General features: G+C 71.8%; 20 protein-coding genes. 13 read left to right on the top strand and 7 right to left on the bottom strand.

Annotation, left to right across the window (positions count from 1 at the left end; translation table 11 throughout):
- Positions 1 to 14 precede the first annotated feature (14 nt).
- From ACT3T5_RS13340 to ACT3T5_RS13320, 5 genes are read left to right on the top strand one after another with little or no spacing between them, the layout of a single operon-like run.
- A complete protein-coding gene (locus ACT3T5_RS13340; RefSeq protein WP_444578379.1) occupies positions 15 to 701 on the top strand; it encodes an NUDIX hydrolase in 687 nt (228 codons plus the stop codon).
- Between the two features lie 27 nt (positions 702 to 728).
- The gene (gene nadA / locus ACT3T5_RS13335) at positions 729 to 2,099 is read left to right on the top strand and encodes a quinolinate synthase NadA (RefSeq protein WP_444578378.1); all 1,371 of its coding nucleotides are present in this window, start codon (positions 729 to 731) and stop codon (positions 2,097 to 2,099) included.
- A gap of 2 nt (positions 2,100 to 2,101) precedes the next feature.
- Entirely contained in the window at positions 2,102 to 4,141 is a 2,040-nt protein-coding gene (locus ACT3T5_RS13330; protein WP_444594563.1) for an FAD-binding protein, read from the top strand.
- Positions 4,135 to 4,995: a carboxylating nicotinate-nucleotide diphosphorylase gene (gene nadC, locus ACT3T5_RS13325; RefSeq protein WP_444578376.1), complete on the top strand. Its 861-nt coding sequence runs from the start codon at positions 4,135 to 4,137 to the stop codon at positions 4,993 to 4,995. The genes ACT3T5_RS13330 and nadC overlap by 7 nt, the downstream gene beginning before the upstream one ends.
- 52 nt (positions 4,996 to 5,047) lie before the next feature.
- Positions 5,048 to 6,196, top strand: a complete 1,149-nt coding sequence (locus ACT3T5_RS13320) for a cysteine desulfurase family protein (RefSeq protein ID WP_444578375.1) — start codon at positions 5,048 to 5,050, stop codon at positions 6,194 to 6,196.
- Positions 6,197 to 6,235: 39 nt separating this feature from the next.
- Here ACT3T5_RS13320 and ACT3T5_RS13315 read toward each other — a convergent pair whose 3' ends face one another.
- On the bottom strand, positions 6,236 to 6,655 hold the full coding sequence (locus ACT3T5_RS13315) for a DUF2695 domain-containing protein (RefSeq protein ID WP_444578373.1): 420 nt from the start codon (positions 6,653 to 6,655) through the stop codon (positions 6,236 to 6,238).
- A gap of 209 nt (positions 6,656 to 6,864) precedes the next feature.
- Here ACT3T5_RS13315 and ACT3T5_RS13310 point away from each other — a divergent pair, with 209 nt between their 5' ends.
- The 4 genes from ACT3T5_RS13310 to ACT3T5_RS13295 all read left to right on the top strand — a co-directional run bounded on the left by ACT3T5_RS13310 (position 6,865) and on the right by ACT3T5_RS13295 (position 10,390).
- On the top strand, positions 6,865 to 7,710 hold the full coding sequence (locus ACT3T5_RS13310; protein ID WP_444594562.1) for a nucleotidyltransferase family protein: 846 nt from the start codon (positions 6,865 to 6,867) through the stop codon (positions 7,708 to 7,710).
- Complete coding sequence (locus ACT3T5_RS13305) at positions 7,707 to 9,035, top strand: GHMP family kinase ATP-binding protein (protein WP_444594561.1); 1,329 nt, start codon at positions 7,707 to 7,709, stop codon at positions 9,033 to 9,035. The genes ACT3T5_RS13310 and ACT3T5_RS13305 overlap by 4 nt, the downstream gene beginning before the upstream one ends.
- Before the next feature lie 136 nt (positions 9,036 to 9,171).
- Positions 9,172 to 10,014, top strand: coding sequence for a hypothetical protein (locus tag ACT3T5_RS13300; RefSeq protein WP_444594560.1), 843 nt, complete (start codon positions 9,172 to 9,174; stop codon positions 10,012 to 10,014).
- Between the two features lie 142 nt (positions 10,015 to 10,156).
- The gene (locus tag ACT3T5_RS13295; RefSeq protein ID WP_444594559.1) at positions 10,157 to 10,390 is read left to right on the top strand and encodes a hypothetical protein; all 234 of its coding nucleotides are present in this window, start codon (positions 10,157 to 10,159) and stop codon (positions 10,388 to 10,390) included.
- A gap of 155 nt (positions 10,391 to 10,545) precedes the next feature.
- On the opposite strand, the gene ACT3T5_RS13290 is transcribed toward ACT3T5_RS13295, so the two are convergent.
- A complete protein-coding gene (locus tag ACT3T5_RS13290) occupies positions 10,546 to 11,544 on the bottom strand; it encodes a DMT family transporter (RefSeq protein WP_319021513.1) in 999 nt (332 codons plus the stop codon).
- 215 nt (positions 11,545 to 11,759) lie between these two features.
- On the opposite strand from ACT3T5_RS13290, the gene ACT3T5_RS13285 reads away from it, so the two are divergent.
- Complete coding sequence (locus ACT3T5_RS13285; protein WP_444594558.1) at positions 11,760 to 12,656, top strand: aminodeoxychorismate lyase; 897 nt, start codon at positions 11,760 to 11,762, stop codon at positions 12,654 to 12,656.
- A gap of 94 nt (positions 12,657 to 12,750) precedes the next feature.
- On the opposite strand, the gene ACT3T5_RS13280 is transcribed toward ACT3T5_RS13285, so the two are convergent.
- Genes ACT3T5_RS13280 through ACT3T5_RS13270 form a run of 3 tightly spaced genes read right to left on the bottom strand, consistent with a single transcriptional unit; the run spans position 12,751 to position 15,178 of the window.
- Positions 12,751 to 13,272 carry an AAA family ATPase gene (locus ACT3T5_RS13280; RefSeq protein ID WP_444594557.1) on the bottom strand — a complete coding sequence of 174 codons (522 nt, stop codon included), beginning with the start codon at positions 13,270 to 13,272 and terminating at the stop codon, positions 12,751 to 12,753.
- Positions 13,269 to 14,183, bottom strand: a complete 915-nt coding sequence (locus ACT3T5_RS13275; RefSeq protein WP_444594556.1) for an aminoglycoside phosphotransferase family protein — start codon at positions 14,181 to 14,183, stop codon at positions 13,269 to 13,271. Before ACT3T5_RS13275 ends, ACT3T5_RS13280 begins: the two co-directional genes overlap by 4 nt.
- Before the next feature lie 38 nt (positions 14,184 to 14,221).
- Entirely contained in the window at positions 14,222 to 15,178 is a 957-nt protein-coding gene (locus ACT3T5_RS13270) for a sugar-binding transcriptional regulator (RefSeq protein ID WP_444594555.1), read from the bottom strand.
- A 203-nt stretch (positions 15,179 to 15,381) separates the two neighbouring features.
- Here ACT3T5_RS13270 and ACT3T5_RS13265 point away from each other — a divergent pair, with 203 nt between their 5' ends.
- Both ACT3T5_RS13265 and ACT3T5_RS13260 read left to right on the top strand, forming a co-directional pair.
- Positions 15,382 to 15,987, top strand: coding sequence for a PTS sugar transporter subunit IIA (locus ACT3T5_RS13265; RefSeq protein WP_444594554.1), 606 nt, complete (start codon positions 15,382 to 15,384; stop codon positions 15,985 to 15,987).
- Entirely contained in the window at positions 15,984 to 16,451 is a 468-nt protein-coding gene (locus tag ACT3T5_RS13260) for an NUDIX domain-containing protein (protein ID WP_443337110.1), read from the top strand. Before ACT3T5_RS13265 ends, ACT3T5_RS13260 begins: the two co-directional genes overlap by 4 nt.
- A 76-nt stretch (positions 16,452 to 16,527) precedes the next feature.
- On the opposite strand, the gene ACT3T5_RS13255 is transcribed toward ACT3T5_RS13260, so the two are convergent.
- Complete coding sequence (locus ACT3T5_RS13255) at positions 16,528 to 17,172, bottom strand: NAD(P)-dependent oxidoreductase (RefSeq protein WP_444594553.1); 645 nt, start codon at positions 17,170 to 17,172, stop codon at positions 16,528 to 16,530.
- A 187-nt stretch (positions 17,173 to 17,359) separates the two neighbouring features.
- Positions 17,360 to 18,469 (bottom strand): zinc-dependent alcohol dehydrogenase, encoded by a 1,110-nt coding sequence (locus ACT3T5_RS13250; protein ID WP_444594552.1) that lies wholly within the window; start codon positions 18,467 to 18,469, stop codon positions 17,360 to 17,362.
- A gap of 88 nt (positions 18,470 to 18,557) precedes the next feature.
- Here ACT3T5_RS13250 and ACT3T5_RS13245 point away from each other — a divergent pair, with 88 nt between their 5' ends.
- Complete coding sequence (locus ACT3T5_RS13245; RefSeq protein WP_443413164.1) at positions 18,558 to 20,270, top strand: IlvD/Edd family dehydratase; 1,713 nt, start codon at positions 18,558 to 18,560, stop codon at positions 20,268 to 20,270.
- Positions 20,271 to 20,321 lie beyond the last annotated feature (51 nt).

Genomic DNA, 20,321 nt, shown 5'->3' with positions numbered 1-20,321 from the left:
GAGGTGTCGTCGCCATGAGCTCTCGGACAGCCCTCGCCGTCTCGACGGTCATCTTCGCCCTGCGCCCGCATCCGACCACCCGTCGCCTCGCCCTGTGGCTCCCGCTCGTGCGTCGCGTCCGGGCTCCCCACCAGGGGCTCTGGGCACTTCCGGGCGGTCCGCTGGCGCCGGACGAAGGACTCGCCGCGTCGGCCGCGAGGAACCTCCACGAGACCACCCGGCTCACCCCGCAGTACCTCGAACAGCTCTACGCCTTCGGTGGGCTGGACCGCTCGGATTCGGCCGACGAGCGCACCGTCTCGGTCGTCTACTGGGCGCTCGTGCGCCCTGAGGAGGCCGACGCGGGCGAGGCGGGCGTGAACGTGCGCTGGTTCGTGGCCGACGAGGTCCCCGAGCTCGCCTTCGACCACTCGCTCATCGTCGAGTACGCCCTGTGGCGCCTGCGCAACAAGGTCGAGTACTCCCGCATCGCCGCCGCGTTCCTCGGGGAGTCCTTCACCCTCGCCGAGCTGCGCGGAGTCCACGAGGCCGTGCTGCAGCGCACCCTCGACCCCGCGAACTTCCGCCGCCAGATGGAATCCTCCGGGCGCCTGGTGGCCACCGATGCCTATCGCACCGGCGGCCGCCACCGTCCCGCCCGGCTCTACCGGCACGACCAGTCCATCCACCTCGCCGACAACGGCCCGCTCACCGGTCTCTGACCGGCCACACCCCACGGAGAGCACGACATGACGATCACCGATCCCACTGCCACCGCCGCCCCCGCTGACGCAGCCACCCCCACCGCCTCGGTCGACCTGACCCTGCGCGACATCTCCACCGGCGCGGCCTCCGGCAGCAGCTGCTCGACCGAGCTGCTGGATGCCCCGTGGGACGTCGACGCCCGCGACCCCGGCTACGGTCCCGGCGCCTCGATGGCCGACCCGATCCCCGCCACCGCTCCCCGCCAGGGCGAGATCCCGCAGGAGTACCGCGACGCGAGCGCCGAGGAGCTGGACCGCAGGATCCGCACCGCGAAGGCGGAGCTCGGGGACCGCGCGGTGGTGCTCGGGCACTTCTACCAGCGCGACGAGGTCATCCAGTACGCCGACTACGTCGGTGACTCCTTCCAGCTCGCCAACGCCGCGAAGGCCCGCACCGAGGCCGAGGCGATCATCTTCTGCGGCGTCCACTTCATGGCCGAGACCGCCGATCTGCTCTCCGGGCCCGACCAGGCCGTGATCCTGCCGAACCTCGCCGCGGGCTGCTCGATGGCGGACATGGCGGACATCGACCAGGTCGAGGAGTGCTGGGAGCAGCTGATGGAGGTCTACGGCGGCGAGGTGCCCGGCGAGGACGGGCGCCTGCCGGTCATCCCCGTGACCTACATGAACTCCTCCGCGGACATCAAGGGCTTCGTGGGCCGCCACGGCGGCATCGTGTGCACCTCCTCGAACGCCTCGACCGTGCTGGAGTGGGCCTTCGAGCGCGGGCAGCGGGTGCTGTTCTTCCCCGACCAGCACCTGGGCCGCAACACCGCCAAGGCCATGGGGATCTCCCTGGACGAGATGCCCATGTGGAACCCGCGCCGACCGCTCGGCGGGAACGACGAGCAGACCCTCCAGGACGCGAAGGTGGTGCTGTGGCACGGGTTCTGCTCGGTCCACAAGCGCTTCACCACCGCACAGATCGGCAAGGCCCGCGCCGAGCACCCGGGTGTGCGCGTGATCGTCCACCCCGAGTGCCCGATGCCCGTGGTCGATGCGGCGGACGAATCCGGTTCCACCGACTACATCCGCAAGGCCATCGAGGGTGCGAGCGAGCCCACCACCTTCGCGATCGGCACCGAGATCAACCTGGTCCAGCGCCTCGCCGCCCAGCACCCGCAGCACACGATCTTCTGCCTGGATCCCGTGGTGTGCCCCTGCTCGACGATGTACCGCATCCATCCCGGCTACCTCGCCTGGGCCCTCGAATCGCTGCTGGACGGCGAGGTCATCAACCAGATCTCCGTGGGCCAGGACGTCGCCGAGCCCGCCCGCGTCGCGCTCGAGCGCATGCTCGCCGCGAAGCCGGCTCCGGTCGGGGCCGCCCCGGAGCGCACCACCGCGGAGCGCTGAGCATGGGCGCGCACGAGCAGCTGCCCACGGAGCTGCCGCCCACGGAGCTGCCGCCCACGGAGCTGCCGCCTACCGATCTGCTGGTCATCGGCTCCGGGATCGCCGGGCTCACCGCGGCGCTGCACGCCGCCCGGTCGGTGGACGTCCTGCTGGTCACCAAGACCGCACTCGTCGAGGGCTCCACCCGCTACGCCCAGGGCGGCATCGCCGGGGCGATCGACCCCTCCGACACCCCCGCCGAGCACGCCCAGGACACGCTGAGCGCCGGGGCCGGGCTGTGCGATGCGGAGGCCGTGCGGGTGCTGTGCGAAGAGGGCCCGGCCGCGATCGCGGACCTCATCGACCGCGGTGTCGTCTTCGACCGCGCTCATGACCTCGACCCTGCTGGGGAACTCGATCCCGACCCCGACCCTGCTGGGGAACTCGATCCCTACCCCGACCCCGAGAGCGCGGCGGCTCGGAGCCTGTACGCGCTGGGCCTCGAGGGTGCTCACTCCCGCCCCCGGATCCTCCACGCAGGCGGCGACGCCACCGGCCGGGCGATCGAGGACGCGCTGGCGGGCGCCGTGCGCGCTCTCACCGCGGTGCCATCCGGCAGCACGGCGCGCGGCTCCCTCACCCTGCGCGAGGACACCGCCCTGGTGGATCTGCTGCTCGAGGGCGGTCGCGTGAGCGGCGCCGAGCTGTTGGCGGCCGACGGGACCCGGCTCGCGGTGCGAGCCCGGGCCACGCTCCTGGCCACCGGCGGCGCCGGACAGCTCTTCTCGCACACGACGAATCCCGCCGTCTCCACCGGTGACGGGATCGCCGCGGCCTGGCGGGCCGGTGCCGCGGTCGAGGATCTGGAGTTCTACCAGTTCCACCCCACCGCGCTCGCGGCTCCCGGCTCCTTCCTGATCTCCGAGGCCGTGCGCGGGGAGGGCGCCGTGCTGCGCGACGAGCACGGCCGACGCTTCCTGCCCGCCATCGACCCTCGCGCCGAGCTCGCCCCGCGCGACGTCGTAGCCCGTGCGATCGCCCAGGTCATGGCCGCCCAGGACGGCAGGCCCGTGGTCCTGGATGCGACCGGGATCGGAGCGCAGCGGCTCCGGGAACGGTTCCCCACCATCGACGCCGCCGTGCGCGGAGCCGGATTCGACTGGGGCCGCGAGCCGGTGCCCGTGACCCCTGCCGCCCACTACTGGATGGGTGGGATCCGTACCGACCTCGACGGCCGCACCACTCTTCCGGGTCTTCTCGCAGCGGGGGAGTGCGCTCGCACCGGGGTGCACGGGGCGAACCGCCTCGCCTCCAACTCCCTGCTCGAGGGGGCCGTGTTCGGGGCCCGTGCCGCATGTGCCGCCCTTCGAGACGCATCCAGTGGCGCCGTGTGTGCAGCCTCGCCCCATATGGCGCTGCCTGCACACCACGCGCCAGTGGACGCGGCTACCTCAGCCGGATCGGACCGCAGCCCGGCCCCAGCCGGGTCAGCGCCCAGCCCAGCGCCCGCCGGGGCAGGCCCCAGTCCCGCCCTTGCCGGGCCAGACCTCAGCCCAGTCCCCACCGGGTCAGGCCCCAGTCCCGCCCTTGCCGGGCCAGACCTCAGCCCAGCCCCTGCCGGTCCGAGAGCCGCGACGCCGCACCCCATGCGGGCCGCGTCCGGGCCCGGCCGCTCGGAACGGTGGACCCGTGCTGACCTGCAGGAGCTGCTGTGGAGCCATGCCGGCCTGCTGCGCACGGGCGAGCAGCTCGACGCGGCCGCGGCGCAGCTCTCCTCTTGGCAGGACCAGGACCCTGACTCGTGCACCACGGTGGCCGAGCTCGAGGACCGCAATCTGCTCCATCTCGCCCGACTGCTGATCGGGCACGCCCTGGCCAGGCCAGGGTCCGTCGGCGCCCACCACCGGCTCGACGATCCCCGTCCTCTCGCCGCCCAGGGCCCTGTCGATACCCAGGGTCCTGCCGACGCTCGTGGTCGTACTGACGCTCATGAGCTCGTCGACGCCCGCACCCCTGCTCCCTCCACCGACTCCGAGCCCGCCCAGGAGGCCCTCGCATGCTGACCACCACCCAGATCGACACCGTCGTCGCCGCAGCCCTCCTCGAGGACGCCCCGTGGGGCGACCTCACCGGCCAGGTGTTCCTCCCCGCCGATGCCACCGCGACCGCGGAGCTCACCGCCCGCGAAGCCGGGGTCCTCTCCGGGATCGATGTATTCGCTGCCGCGTTCCGGCTCACCGATGCCGCCGTGGACGTCACCGCACACGCGGCCGACGGTGACCGCTTCGCCGTCGGCGACGTGCTCGCGACCGTCGTCGGCCCGGCCCGAGCCGTCGTGCAGGCCGAGCGCATCGCCCTGAACTTCACCCAGCGCATGACCGGCATCGCCACGCTCACCCGGAGATTCGTCGACGCCATTGAGGGCACCGGGGTGCGCATCACCGACACCCGCAAGACCACGCCCGGACTGCGCGCGATCGAGCGCCATGCGGTGCGCAGCGGCGGGGGAGTGAACCACCGGTTCTCGCTCTCGGATGCTGTGATGGCGAAGGACAACCACCTCGCGATCCTGCAGCAGCAGGGGCTGGACCTCACCGTGGCGATCCGTCACGCCCGCGCCCAGCTCGGCCACACCACCCGGCTCGAGGTCGAGGTGGACCGGATCGATCAGATCGAGCCGGTGCTCGCCGGCGGCGTCGACATCATCATGCTCGACAACTTCTCTCTCGCCGACCTCGCGCGCGGCGTGGAGATCGTGGCCGGTCGCGCGATCGTCGAGGCCAGCGGCACCGTCACCCTCGACACGGTCGCCGACATCGCCCGCACCGGCGTGGACGTCATCTCCTCCGGTGCGCTGACCCACTCGGTGCGGAATCTCGACCTCGGCCTGGACAGCACGCTGACCGCCGGGGCCTGACCAGAACCGACCGCTCGCCCGCTCGCCGCTGGACCGACAGGAGGATCCGGTCATGCTCTATCTCGACACCGCCGCCACGACCCCGGTGCGCCGTGAGGCTCTCGAGGCCGCTTGGCCGTATCTGACCGGCATCTTCGGCAATCCCTCGAGCCACCACAGCGTGGGGGAGTCGGCCGCGGCCGGTCTCGAGGACGCCCGCCGACGGGTCGCCGCGGTGCTCGGCGCCAGGCGCAGCGACATCGTCTTCACCGCCGGCGGCACCGAGGCCGCGAACCTTGCGATCAAGGGGCTCGCGCTCGCCACCCCTCGCGGGAAGCACCTGGTCACCGCGCCCACCGAGCATGAGGCGGTGCTCGAGAGCATCAGCTTCCTGCAGCGGGCGCACGGCTTCGAGGTCTCCTTCGTCGACGTCGGGGCCGACGGGATCGTCACCCCCGAGGCACTGCGCGCCGTGCTGCGCTCGGACACCACTCTGGTCTCCCTCGCCCTGGCGAACAACGAGATCGGCGCGATCGCCGACATCCCCGCCCTCGCCGCGGTCGCCCACGAGGCCGGGGCACTCCTGCACACCGATGCGGTCCAGGCCGCGGGCTGGGTCGACCTCCGCGATCTCGGTGCCGACGCGCTGACGATCTCGGGGCACAAGCTCGGCGCTCCCAAGGGGATCGGCGCCGCGGCGATCCGGGGACGACTGCCGCTGGAGCCCCTGATCCACGGCGGCGGCCAGGAGAACGGCCGACACTCCGGTACCGAGAACGTGGCCTTCGCCGTCGCGCTCGCCGTCGCGCTGGAGCTCTCCGAGGCAGAGCGGGAGGAGAAGGTCGCGCGGATCGAGCCGCTGCGCAATGCCTTCCTCGACCGGGTCCTCGCCGCCCGCGACGGGGTGCTGCTGACAGGACCTCCCGTGGACGAGGTCGAACCCGGCGGGCGCTCCGCGCGACTGCCCGCCCATGCCTCCATCTGCGTCCCCGGGCTCAGCGGCGAATCGGTGCTGCTGGACCTCGAGGAGCGCGGCGTGGTCGCCTCGAGCGGTTCTGCCTGTGCGGCCGGCAGCGACGAGCCCTCCCACGTGCTCACCGCCCTCGGCATCCCGCGGGAGGTCGCCCAGACAGCGGTGCGGTTCACCTTTGGAGCCGAGGTGAACGCCGCGCAGCTCGACGCGGCGGCCCTCGCCGTCGAAGAGGTCCTCGCCTCGACGTGATCGGCCTCGACGTGATCGGCCGCGACTTGATCGGCACGATCACCACCACCCGGACCGATAGCGGTACCGCGCGAGCCAGAGCGTGCACGGCTGGGTCGAGCCTCGGCGCACCCCACGGCAGGCGGGCATCGGGTCGGGATACTCGGGGTCGCATCTCAGTGCAGTCCCGTCGGGGTCGAACGCGATGGGCACCACCAGGAACTCGGAGCGCAGATCGAAGGCGTTCATGAACAGTCCGCAATCGCAGCCTGCGCCCTTGGAGCGCAGCCTTCGCAGCAGAGCTGTGGCGTTCGGGGCCCGCAGATCGCGATAGCGCCGGGTCCAGCGTGAGCCCGTGCACCCGAAGGCGAGCATCCGGAACACGTAGCACTGGAGGCACTCGCGCTCTGCCGGATCGGTCAAGGACGCGGCCAGGCAGCGCAGGTACTCCTCGGCTTCGTCAAGGGGAGTCGATGACATGGAATCAGTCGACCATCACCAAACGCCCGGGCGGAGGCGTCCGCCACGGGATGTGGACACAGATGCGATGGGGAGGAAGGGCGAGAACCTTGCGCTCGGCGCTCGGCGCTCAGCACTCAGCACTCAGCGCTCGGCTCCCTGCGGAGAGTCTTCTCGACCTTCTGTGAAACGTTTTGGGTTCAGTGCGGGCCTCACCGTAGACTCTCCCCGTGACTGCTCAGAGCTCCCCGCCCCCCGCCGCTCCCTCCGCCGTGACCCGCGCCGTGATCCTCGCCCGTGGCCTGGGCACACGCATGCGCAAGGCGGACGATGCCGCCCAGCTCGACGAGAAGCAGGCCGCCGTCGCCGCGAGCGGCGTCAAGGCCCTGATCGACGTCGGCCGCCCCTTCCTCGACTACGTCCTCTCCGTGCTCGCCGACGTGGGCGTCACCGAGATCTGCCTGGTCATCGGCCCCGAGCATGACGTCCTGCGCGAATACGCCGCGGCCAGCAGCGGCGGCCGCGTCACCGTCACCACCGCCGTGCAGACCGAGCCGCTGGGCACCGGGGACGCCGTCGCCGCAGCCCGCGACTTCGCCGGCGACGAGCGGGTCATCGTGCTGAACTCGGACAACTACTACCCGCGCGAGGCCCTGGCCGCGCTCGCCGCAGCCCCCGGCAGCGCCCTCGTCGGCTTCGACCGCGAAGCGCTCGTGACCGGGTCGAACATCCCCTCGGACCGCATCCGTTCCTTCGCTCTCGTCGCCACCGATGAGACCGGCGCTCTGCGTGACATCGTCGAGAAGCCCGACGAGGCCACCCTCGCCGCCTACGGCGAGCAGGCCCCCGTCTCGATGAACGCCTGGCTGTTCACCCCCGCGATCTTCGACGCCTGCGCCCGCATCGAACCCTCCGTGCGCGGGGAGCTCGAGGTCATCGACGCCGTGCGCCTGCTGGTCGCCGAGGGCGAGGCGTTCACCGTGGTCCCCGCCGCCGTGGGCGTGCTGGACATGTCCTCGCGCGGCGACGTCGCCGCCGTGCAGGATGCGCTCTCCGGGATCGAGGTGCGGCTGTGAGCGCGACGTCGACCGACGTGCTCGCCGCGCTCACCGCAGGAATCGGTGCCGACGGCCTCGACGGCACCTCCCCGGACACCTCCGGCCGGGACACCTCCGAGAACGCGGCACGCTGGTTCGTGCCCGGCCGCATCGAGGTGCTCGGCAAGCACACCGACTACGCCGGCGGGCGCTCCCTGCTCGCCGCGGTCGACGTGGGCCACACGATCACCGCGACCCCGCGCGAGGACCGCGTGCTGGAGGTGCGCTCTGAGGGCGCCGACGGTCCCGTGCGCATCGACCTCGGCGAAGACGCACGCTCCGCCGCTCAGCGCGAGGTCCAGGCCGACGGGCACTGGGGCGGCTACGTGCGCACCGTCGCCGATCGGCTCGAGAAGAACTTCCCCGGTCAGCTCCGCGGAGCGGACGTCACCGTGACCTCCACCCTGCCGCTCGCGGCCGGGATGTCCAGCTCCTCGGCGCTCGTCGTCGGCCTGGCGCTCGCCCTGATCGACCTCTCCGGGATCGCCGCGGACCCCGCCTTCACCCGCGAGATCACCACCACCGAGCAGCTCGGCGAGTACTTCGGGACCATCGAGAACGGGCAGAGCTTCGGCACCCTCGCCGGCGACCGCGGCGTCGGCACCTTCGGTGGCAGCGGGGACCACACCGCGATGCTGTGCGGCCAGCGGGACGCCCTGGTCCAGTACTCCTTCTGCCCCGTGCGCCACGAACGCACCATCGATCTCGGCCCCGAGCTGACCTTCGTGGTCGCCGTGAGCGGCGTCGAGGCCGAGAAGACCGGCTCCGCCCGGGACCACTACAACCGCGTCTCCCTCGCCGTCGCCGAGATCCTGCGCCGCTGGCGTGAGGACACCGGCCGCGCCGACGCCTCGCTCGCCGACGCCGTGGCCAGCGGGCCCGCCACCGCGCAGCGTCTGCGCGCACTCGTCGCCGCCGACGACTACCTCGCCGGCCGCTTCGAACAGTTCCTCACCGAGTCCGAGCGGATCATCCCCGCCGCGTCGGTCGCGCTCGAGGACGGCGACCTCGCCGAGTTCGGGCGCCTGGTCGACGAATCCCAGGCCGGCGCCGAGGACGGACTGCGCAACCAGGTTCCCGAGACCGTGTCGCTGCAGCGCCTCGCCCGCGGGCTCGGAGCGCAGGCCGCGAGCGCCTTCGGAGCCGGCTTCGGGGGCAGCGTCTGGGCGCTGGTCCCGACTAACGACGCGCAGGACTTCGCCGTCCGCTGGCTCGACGCCTACCGGGCGGAGCATCCCGAGCGTGCCCGGGCCGCGACCTCCCTGGCCAGACCCGGCGGCGCGGCCCGACGTCTGGCCGGCTGAGCACGTCCGTCGGCGGCCGTGGAACATTGCTGCGGGGCGGCGGCTGACTGTGTGCTGCCGGCCGTCGGAGGTACGCCCAGCGCGGATCGGCGCCCGACGAGGGTCCGCGCTCGGCGCGCTGTGCCACGATGACGGGGTGAGTACTCCGATGCCCTCCTCCCTGCCCTGGCCCACCGAGGCCCCCGCGATTCCGCTGCTGACGGCACGCCCTGTCCTGGACCGGATCTCCTCGCTGGCCCGCACCCATGAACCGGACGTCACCCTCGTTCCGGGCCTCGCCGTGAACGAGGAGGAGATCGCCGCAGATCCGCCGCCCGCCCTCGAGCAGATCCTCGACGAGCTCAGCGGCATCGAGCTGCGCGGCATCCCGGTGCTGAACCTGGTGATCGAGGACCGCACCGACGTGGGCCCGTACACGCTGCTGGGGGCGGCCACCACCTTCTACCCGCTGTACGAGACGCCCGAGGCGGCCGTGGTCCTCACAATCGACGACGACGGTGCCCCGGGCGTCGTCTACGGCATCGGGGAGGACCTGGCCCTGCGCCTGGCCGCCCCCGATCTCATCGCCTACCTGGAGCGCTTCGCCGACGCCCTCGACGCCACGCTGAACGCCCTGGCGCTGCGCGGCGACGAGTCCGACCCCAAGGGCGTGGCCCGCACGGAGGCCGCCCAGGAGCTCATCGACCTGTACCTCTTCACCGCGCTCGTCGGGGAGGACGACGACGAGGAGGAGGCTGACGCGAAGGCTGATGCGGCAGCGGACGGCGCCGCAGGCGAGAGCGCCTCCGTTCCCCTGCAGGATCCCGCCGTCTCCGGGATCAGCGCTCTGCCCGAGGGTGCGCTCCTGGTGGCCGACCTGCGTGACGCCCCGCTGGGGGCCCACGTGGACCTGATCGATGCCGAGGTGCCCGGCGACCCGCTCGACCTCCGCGTCGCCTGGCGCGAGCACGGCCGCATCATCACCCTCCACACCAGCTGACCCTGTCTCCCGTCGGGCCGACCCCCGATCTGACTCCGGCTCCGGTCGGGCCCCGATCGAGCCGTGCATTCCTTGCGTTAACCGCGTCGTAAACGCACGGAACGCACGGATGGATCGGCCACACCGAGGAAGGAGTTTGACCATGGCCCGGGTGACTCGCCGTCAACGATTCTGGCGCGCGGTGCAGGGCATCATCATCGGGCTGGCGATCGGCCTGGCGGGGCTGGCGCTCAGCCTCGGCCAGGTAGATCTCGGTGCGGTGCACATCCCCCGGAGCCCTGTGCTGGGCGGGGCACTCGCCGTCGCAGGCGTCCTGATCACGGTGTCGAACGTGATGGCCGCTCGGCGTGCCCGACGGCCTGCGCCGACGAGCTGAGCTGGAGGCCAGTTCCCGACCTCACCCGATCTTGCCGCTGGGCATCGAGCCGTGCATTCCTTGCGTTATCCGCGTCGCAAACGCACGGAACGCACGGATCGTCGGGCGGTGACAGCCTGGCTGCCAGGCCGGGGCTTCAGACCCCGACCGGAACGTCAGCCCCGTCGGCGGCTGGAGGCCGTGATCAGCGCGGCGAGCAGGGTCAGAGCGGCGCCGGCGACGGTCGTGACGGTGAGGTGCCCGGGTGCGGCGACGGCGTCGATCACCACCGAGCCCACGATCTGGCCGGCGATGGTCGTCATCGCGAGGGTCAGCACCCCGAGCGGGCCCGCGAGATAGGCGGCCATCGCGATGAACACGATGCCGATCGGCCCGCCGAGGTAGAGCAGCGGGTTCGTCGGCAGCGCCGCGGGCGGCCCTGCGATCAGCAGGTGCACGAGCGCCACCACGGCCAGCGCCGCAGTGCCCACCACGAAGTTGCCGAGCGTGGCGACCAGGAAATGGCCGCTGTGCTGGGTGACGCGGCCGTTGATCGCCTGCTGCAGCCCCATCGCCACGCCGGCGACCATCGGCAGCGCGAGCAGGAACCACGGTGCCTGGGAGCTGAACCCGCCGGACATCGCGAGCACCACCGAGACCACCATGAGGCTCGCCCCGATCACCCGCAGCGGGGTCAGGTGGCGGATGCCTCCGGGACCGAGGCCCACCCGATCCACGACCAGCCCGGTGACAGTCTGCCCGGCGACCACGCAGACGATGAACAGCGCCACCCCGAGCAGCGCGACCGAGAACGACTGCCCCAGCACGTAGACCGCGCCGCCGAGACCGCCGATCGCGAGGTACCAGGGGAAGGCGCCGCTGCGCAGCTCCCGCCAGAACCGGCCGGTGGTCCGGCGCAGCCACGGCATGACCGCGAGGAGCAGCAGCAGGATCACGAGCCCGGTGCCGAAGGAGATGAGGGCGGCGGCGAACCCGTCGTCCAGCTCGGAGGCCAGGTCGGAGTTGATGCGGGACTGGATCGCGCCCATCATCCCGCAGACCACAGCGGCGGGGACGGCCCACAGGGGAGCGGGCCGATGGACGGCGCGAGGAGCGCTGTCGCCGGAGGCGTCGACGTGCGGCGAAGGGGAGGCGTTCGGGGCGGTTCCGGTCACGAGGGGACACTGTACGGGCGGCGAGAGGGCGGGCGCCCGTCGGCCCGTCGGGGCGGCGCGCGCCCTGGGTGCTCGCCGACGACCAGATGCTCCGGGTGCGCGATGGACGGTTCGCCGCAGAGGCTCCGGGACGGGGCCTCGCGGAGGACACGGACAGGTCTACCCTGGAAGTCCGACCGCCTCGATCCTGAGGCGCCCTGACCAGGAGCAGCGCCATGACCTCGTCCAGCACGGACACCCCCGCACCGGTTCTCGTCCTCGTCCCCGGCGCGGCAGGGGCTCCCGCCGACGGCAGCGCCCCGTTCCACGTCGCCGACGCCACCGCGCCGCAGCTGTCGATCACCGACCTGGTGGTCACCCGCGGCGACGGCATCTTCGAGACCATCGGTGCCTTCGACGGCACGCCGATCAACGTCGGCCCCCACCTCGCGCGCCTGGCCCGCAGTGCCTCCCTGCTGGGGATGCCCGCACCGGACCAGAAGGTCATCGCCGCCGCGGTCGACGCCTCGATCGAGGCTCACGCCGACGTCCCCGAGCTGACGATCCGCGTCATGTACACCCGCGGCGTCGAGGGTGCAGGCGTCCCCACCTGCTGGATCGACGCCCACGTCTCCGACGACTGGGCGCCGTACCGCGCCGGGATCCGCGTGGCGACCCTGGACCGCGGCCTGGCGACGACCGTCTTTCAGGAGAGCCCCTGGCTGCTGCAGGGCGCGAAGACCCTCAGCTACGCGGTGAACATGGCGGCCGTGCGCGAGGCGAAGAGCCGCGGAGCGCAGGACGCCCTGTTCGTCGCGACCGACGGGTACGTGCTCGAGGGGCCGACGTCCACGCTGCTCGTGCGGCGCGGCGATACCTACCTCACCACCCCCGTGGACGCGGGAGTGCTCCCCGGGACGTGCGTGGGCTCGCTGTTCGAGGCTCTGCAGAAGGAAGGCCATGAGGCGCGCGAGCAGCTCATGAGCGTCGAGGACGTCGCCACCTCCGACGGTGCCTGGCTGCTCTCCTCGACCCGACTCGCCGCCCCGATCACGCATCTCGATGACGTCGAGCTGCCGGTCGACGCCGAGCTCACCGCCCACTTCGAGGCGATCCTCACCGGCAGGGCCTGATCGTCGGCGCTCCTCACCTGAGCCCGCACGGTCCCGCTTCCGGACAGTCATCGGGCAGCGCAAGCGCAAGGTCTGAGCCCGTGCCGTCGGCAGGTCAGAGGCTTGGGTGGGGTGAATTCATCCAGGTGAGCACCCCGTGCAAGGGGGCGGTGTCGTGAAGGTTGATCGACGTCGTGTCGAGCGTGAAATCTGCGCGCACCCCGTCGTGGATGTCCTTCAGCTGTTGGAGTGACCACTCGATGTCGCCGCGTCCACGTCGTTCGATGCGGTGCCGGATGGCTGTTTCGGAGGCGGTCACAGCGAGGATCTTCAGGTCGTAGCTGCCCAACCGATCGAGGACGTCCCGGTGGTGGGAGCTCACGGGGTAGGGGAGCAGCCCGTCGATGATCGTGTCGTAACCCGCAGCCGGCCAGGCGAGCACGGAGTTCAGAAGCGTTTCGGCAAAACGTTGCTGCACCTCGCGATCACTGAAGTCCACGGAACTGGCGGCCTGAGGGGCAGAGAGGTCGGCCTCGACGCAGATCCACTCTGCGGTCGTGTACTCCAGCAGGGCCTCTGCCATGGTGCTCTTCCCGGTGCCGCTCGCGCCGCTGATCACCAATACTCGCGACGTCATCCTCGGGCCTCGTGACCGAGGTTCTTCGCCAGCAGATCCATGCCGAGCCGACCACGTTCGACCAAGTCATCGCGGCCGGTGGTGAGCCCCGTGTGCCAGTACGAGACCCCTAGCCGGACCGCGAAGAGTTGGAGGAGCCGTTCCTCGTGCCCTGACAGTGCCCTGCCATATCCGTCGAAGAAGGCCGTACGGAGGCTTGGCCGAGTGAGCCAGAGGGCGCCGTACAACCACACCATGTCCTCGACGATGTAGCCGGGACCAGTTCTCTCGAAGTCGATGACTCCTATTCTTTTCGAGGACTGGTTCCAGAGCCAGTTCCTGGTCGAGAAGTCTCCGTGACAGATGACGGTGGCACTGCGCTCTGCCAGCTCAGGCAGTTCGTTCGCCGCAGCATTGAGGAGGCTGACCTGGAACGGGTCAAGCCGCTCAGCCATGCTCGGCAGGCATGCCCGAGCCTCGTCTGCCAGCTCCGAGACCCGTTCGCGAGCGACATCGCGATCTTCCACGGTTGTGGTGCCGGAGTGGTCGTGCCAGCGACGCAGCAGACGCCCCGCCTCCGTGTGGGCACTCAGCTCGTCAGCCGGTTCGAGGGGCAGTCCCCGCATGACGACCCCGGGCTGAGGCGAGCTGAGAAGCGCTTTGAGGCCGTCATGAGTGCTGAGCAGCCGGGGTCTTTCCGATTCGGCCAGGGCACGCTCTGCGTAGGAGTAGCCGGCGACTTCCTGCGTGAAATCGGAAGCGCTCGGGGAGATCTTCACGTACGCCGTTCCTGCGCTCGAAGTGACGCACCAGACCCGCGAATTCTCCCGGGGCCACGAAGTGTCGAGGGCATCGATGACCTCACCCAGCTGCGAGGAGACCCAGTCGCGGACGTCGGCCGGTACACGAGCTGCGTTGTCGTTCTGGGCCATCAGTGCTGCTTCCTGTCGTCTGTCCACGGGCTGGCCTGTCAGACGCGGGCGAGGAGCTCGCGGGCCAGGTCGGTGTCGAACACGGCCGTGTCGATGACGCCGCTGCGCAGCACGCCGAGCACACCGGGTGCCCGCTCCACCCCGGCGGCGACGCCCAGCACCTCGGGGATCCGCAGCAGCTCGGAGAAGGTCACGGCGAGCACCCGCTGGTCCGTCGGCGCCCCGAGCGGGATCCCGTGCGCGTCGATGAACCGCCCGCACACGTCTCCCACTGGATCCTGCGCCTCGAAGGCGGCCCGCTCGGCGTCGCTGAGCGCCATCAGGTCCAGCACCTTCGGGGAGGAGTGCACCCCCAGCGAGCCGATGCCCACCACGGCGAGCTCCACCTGGGCGGCGGCCTCGAGCACCGAGCCGATGCTGGACTCGGCGCGCAGAGTGCTCACCGTCGTCGCCGATTCGAGCACCGCGGGCGCGTAGAGCGTCTCGGCGCGGGCTCCGAGCCGGGAGGCGAGCACGCGCACCACGGACTCGCCGGAGTCGAACTGGTCCAGGGAGCTGTGCCCGCCGACCAGGGGGAGCACGCGCGGCGTCGGCCGCAGATGCTGGGCCTCCAGCTCGGTGACGACGCTCTGGACGGTCTGGCCCCACGAGATGCCGATGCTGCCCACGTGCGCGGCCCGCTCGGTGATCACGGCGGCGCCCTCGCGGGCCACCGCGTCGATCCCCGGGGTGCGCGGCGCGGAGACCACATGGGCCTCACGCAGGGAGAACGCCGAACGCAGCGCGGTCTCGAGGGCCTCGTCGCGGCGGGGTGGACCGTCGGGATCGTGGATCGTGATCTCGACGATCCCGCGGTCGCGGGCCTGGGTGAGGATCCGGGAGACATTGGAGCGGGAGAGCTCCAGCTCGGCGGCGACCTCGGTCTGCGAGCGGCCCTGCTCGTAGTACAGCCGGGCGGCCCGCACGATCACGGAGGTGTCGCGGGGTGCGGGCATGGGCTCTCCTCCTGGGGGATCGGGGCGACGTCGATCCGGACCTGCACGGCGGACCCGGGCGGGCCCTGCATGATCCAGATGCGTGCTGCCGGACCGGGGCGGGGCGAGGTCGTGGCACGATGCACCCGGGAACGACTATGGCCAGCGTACGCATGGCGCGAAGGAACAGGTGCCAGAATCAGGTCACCGATGAGGGAGGCCGCATGAGCTCAGATCCACGACCGCACGACGTCGCGCCCGGCGGGGACGGCGAACCGCCGGTGCCCCTGGGGCTCACGGTGGTCGTGGCCCACCTGGACGTCTGCGACGCGGAGGACGTGCTGCGCTCGCTGGCCGGCCGTCTGCTCGATGCCGGCGCCGTGACCGTGGACTTCCCCGAGGCGCTCCGCGCCCGCGAGCAGCGGTACCCGACGGGGCTGCCCACGCCGATCCCCACCGCGATCCCGCACGCCGATCCCGAGCATGTGCTCGTTCCGGGCCTGGCCATCGCGACCCTCGCCCGCCCCGTGGCCTTCGGGGAGATGGGCGGGACCGGGGGCACGGTCGACGCCCGCCTGGTCGCGATGCCGCTGCTCACCGACGCCCGCGCGCACCTCGCCGCGCTCCAGAGCCTGATGGGGCTGCTGCGGGACGAGGCGGCGGTCCAGGATCTGCTGGGTGCGACCGACGAGGACGAGCTGCGCGAGCGCACCATGACGCACCTGTCCGGCGGTGCCGTCGGCCCGGGCGAGGCGGCCGACGGGAACGCGGCAGATGTGGGTGCGGCCGACGGCACCACCACCGACACGAGCAAGGGGCATGAGGCATGACGTCACCGCGACTGGGAGTGAAGGCACTGATCGTCCGCGATGGGCAGGTGCTGATGAACCGCTACATCGACCCCGACGGGAGCCACGTCTTCGCGCTGCCCGGCGGAGGCCAGGAGCACGGCGAGGACCAGGTCGCCGCGATGATCCGGGAGTGCCGCGAGGAGATCGGAGCGCTCGTCGAGGTGCACCAGGTGGCGTGCCTGTTCGAGACCATGACGGAGAACCGCATGGTCGACGGAGCACCGATCCCGCCGTTCCACCAGGTCAACGTCGCCTACTGGTGCGGCCTCGCCGAGGGCGAGGAGCCGGGGGAGGGCACCGAACCCGATCCCGGACAGTCCGGCACGGCGTGGTTGGCGCTGGATCGTCTCGGAGAGCACACGGTGCATCCGCCGGAGCTCGCCCGCTGGCTCGAGTCCGACCCGTCCAGCCGGCCGCTCTCGCTCGGGGTCAGCAGGGGCTGAGCGCGGGCAGCGTGGGCCCCGCGCTCAGCCCGGTCGCCTACTGCTCCGAGCCGGGCCTCCGAGCCCGGTCGCGTGCTCAGTGGCCGAGGTTGACGTGCTCACGGTGGTGGTCGCCGGACTCGATGAGGTCGACGAGGCCGAGAGCGTAGTCCGCGGCGGAGATCGCGCCCCCGTCACTCTGGACCGCGACGTCGTCGCCGAGGCGATAGCGGCCCAGCTGCTCGCCGGGCATCTGTGCCCCGAAGCGGAGCGCGGGGCTCACGAAGAGCCAGTCGAGCGTCGCCGGTGTGGCGGGGAGATCCTCCAGGAGGAACGCCGCCCCGTCCCGGATCTCGTCATGGAGCTCCTCCGGGATGCCGCTGAGGTCGCTGACGAAGCGATCCGCCCCGCGCACCGGACGCAGTGAGGAAGCGCCGCCGACGATGACCAGGCGCACCCCCGCAGCATCGGCCACGCGTGCGATGGTGCCGTGGGCGGTGCGCCAGGTGCCGGCCTGCTGGCCGCGCGGGGCGAGCGCGTCGACCACCACGTCGGCCCCCTCCATGGCGGAGGCCAGCGCTGCCTCGTCGGCGGCGTCCCCCTGGACATAGGTCACCTGCGGGGTGGGGTGCTCAGGGAACGAGCGGCTCAGCGCGGTGACCTGGTGGCCGCGACCGGCGGCCTCGGTGACGATGGCCGAGCCGGCATAGCCGGTGCCGCCGATGACGGTGATGCGAGACATGAGGTGCCTTCCTGTGGGCTGGGGCCGGGATCGGCTCCTCACTCACCGTAGGAGAGTCACTCTCTGCAGGGAAGTAGGCACTTTCGAGTAACCGGGCAGGCACCTCGGGGTAACCGGTGGCCCTGGGCGGCTGGGCGGCTGGGCGGCTGGGCGGCTGGGCGGCTGGAACGTCGGGCCCGCGCTCGCCTCAGCCCGGGTCGACATGCAGCCGCGGGTCGATGTGGATCTTCGGGCCGACGACGACGCCATCACCGCCGACACCCACGGCCGTCCCGGAATCGGTGCCCGTGCCCGCTCCCGTCGTGCGGTTCCCATCCAGCACGCCCGCCACCTCCTCGAGCGAGATCGTCGCGGCGATCAGCGGGCGCGGGTCGACGGTGCCCGCGGCGTAGAGCGCGATGGTCTCCTCGAGCGCAGGGGAGGCGCTCAGCACGCCGACGGCGGTGACGTCCCCGAGCACGAGGTCGCGGCTGTCGAGGCGGCTCGGCTCCCCGGCGATCCCGATGCAGACGACCCTCCCTCCCGGCTCCACCCGGGACAGCGCCCAGGCGGGTAGGTCCGGGGAGGTGGCGGCGTCGATGATCGCGTCCAGGGGCAGGTCCGGGAGGGTGTCCTGCGTCCAGGCGTTCGTCAGGCCCAGGCTGCGGGCGAACTCCAGATCCGGTCCGGGCAGGCCCAGCACATGCACCTCGGCGCCGGCGGCACGGGCGAACAGCGCGCACAGCAGTCCGATCGTGCCCGGGCCCATGATCAGCACGCGGTCACCGGGGGAGAGGTCCGCCCCCTGCACGGCGCGCAGGGCGTTCCCTCCCGGCTCCACCATCGCCCCGGCAGCAGGGTCGAGGGCGTCGGGCAGAGCGTGCAGCGAGGTGGCGGGCACGGTGAGCTGCTCGGCGAGGGCCCCGTGGCGGTGGCCGCGGATCCCCACCTCCTGGCGCTCCTCGCACACGTGCTGGTTCCCGCGCAGGCAGCGTCGGCAGTGCCCGCAGCCCAGCATCGTGTCGCCCATGACCCGTCGGCCGATCCATCCCGGATCGACCCCGTCGCCGACCGCGGAGACGGTGCCCATCCACTCGTGGCCCATGCGCATCGGATAGCGGGCGTGCCCGGAGCGGAGGTAGGCCATGTGGCCCGTGTGGAACTCGAGGTCGGTGCCGCAGATGCCCACCCGCTCCACGTCGACCACGACCTCGCCGGGTTCCGCCCGGGGTGCCTCCACCTCCTGTACGGAGCCCTCTCCAGGTGCGGTGATCACGAAGGCGCGCATCAGGGCGGATCCTCTCAAGAGTGCTCTCACCTGCGGACTCATCGACGAGTGCGTCCTGGCGTGACGTAACCTGCAGGCAGTCATCAGCGTAGTCGACAGCGTGGGAACAGGATCAGCAATGGAGCTCCGCAGCAGCCAGTGGTACGCGGGCGAGGACCGCAACGCCTACATCCACCGAGCCTGGATGCGCCGCGGGGCGCCCGACGACTCGTTCCGCGGCCGCCCGCAGATCGCGATCGCCAACACCGCCAGCGACCTCACCCCCTGCAACGCGCACCTCACCGGCGTGGCCCAGTTCGTGAAGAACGGGATCCTCGAGGCCGGCGGCGTGCCCCAGGAGCTGCCCGTCGTGTCCCTCGGCGAGACCAACGTGCGCCCCACCGCGATGCTCTGGCGCAACATGGCCGCGATGAGCACCGAGGAGATGCTGCGCGCCAACCCCGTCGATGGGGTGGTGCTGCTGGGCGGCTGCGACAAGACCATCCCGTCCCTGCTCATGGCCGCCGCGAGCGTGGACATCCCCGCCGTGGTGGTGCCCGGCGGCCCGATGCTCAACGGCACCTTCCGCGGCGCGCCGCTGGGCTGCGGCACCGGGGTGTGGAAGCTCAGCGAGGAGGTGCGGGCCGGGACGCTCTCGCAGGAGGACTTCGCCCGCTCCGAATCGGCGATGATCCGCAGCGCCGGGCACTGCAACACGATGGGGACCGCGTCGACGATGGCGCTGGTCGCCGAGGCGCTGGGCACGATCGTCCCCGGGATCGCCGGCACTCCCGCGTCCGATGCCCGCCTCAGCGAGGCCGCCCAGCTCACCGGCCGCCTCGCCGTGGACCTCGTGAAGCAGAGCCGCACCCCCTCGACCTTCCTCACCAAGGGGTCCTTCCACAACGCGATCGTCGCGCTCGCCGCGATCGGCGGCTCCACCAACGCCGTGGTGCATCTGCTCGCGATCGCCGGCCGCCTCGGCATCGACCTCACGGTGGAGGACTTCGACCGCATCGGCTCCCACGTGCCGCTGCTGGTGGACCTCCAGCCCGCCGGACGCCATCTCATGGAGGACCTGTTCCGCGCCGGCGGCCTGCTCGCCGTGCTGCGCCAGGTCAAGGACCTGCTCGATCCCGAGGCGCTCACCATCACCGGGAAGCCGCTCGTGGACTACCTCGACGACGCGGAGATCTTCGATCCCGAGGTCATCTCCGTGCGCGAGACCCCGGTCCAGGACGACGCCGGCATCGCCCTGCTGCGCGGCAACCTCGCCCCCGACGGCGCGATCATCAAGCCCGCCGCCGCCACCCCCGAGCTGCTCCAGCACCGGGGGCGGGCCCTCGTGTTCGACAGCATCGAGGACTTCCACGAGCGCATCGACGACCCTGAGCTCGAGGTCGACGCGGACTCCGTGATGATTCTGCGCGGCTGCGGCCCCAAGGGCTACCCGGGCATGCCCGAGGTCTCCAACATGCCCCTGCCCACCAAGCTCCTCGAGCAGGGCGTGCGGGACATGGTGCGCATCTGCGACGGCCGCATGTCCGGCACCGCCTACGGCACCGTGGTGCTGCACGTAGCCCCTGAGGCCGCCGCCGGCGGGCCGCTCGGGCTCGTGCGCAGCGGCGACTGGATCGTGCTGGACGTGGCCGGGCGCCGCCTCGACGTGGAGCTCAGTGCGGAGGAGCTCGCGGCGCGTGAGCCGTCGGCCGCGATGACCGGGGCGTTCGCCGCGCCGACCCGAGGGTGGGAGCGGCTGTACGTCGACCACGTGCAGCAGGCGGACACCGGCGCCGACCTCGACTTCCTCGTCGGCGCGAGCGGCTCCGAGGTCGCGCGCGAGTCCCACTGACCGCCCCTCGCGTCCTGACCTCGCCTTGCGTCGAGCGGACCGCACCGGATC

The sequence above is a fragment of the Brachybacterium sp. AOP3-A1-3 genome, assembly GCF_052378285.1.
GTDB lineage: Bacteria > Actinomycetota > Actinomycetes > Actinomycetales > Dermabacteraceae > Brachybacterium.
This window is presented reverse-complemented; position numbering and strand designations above follow the sequence as displayed.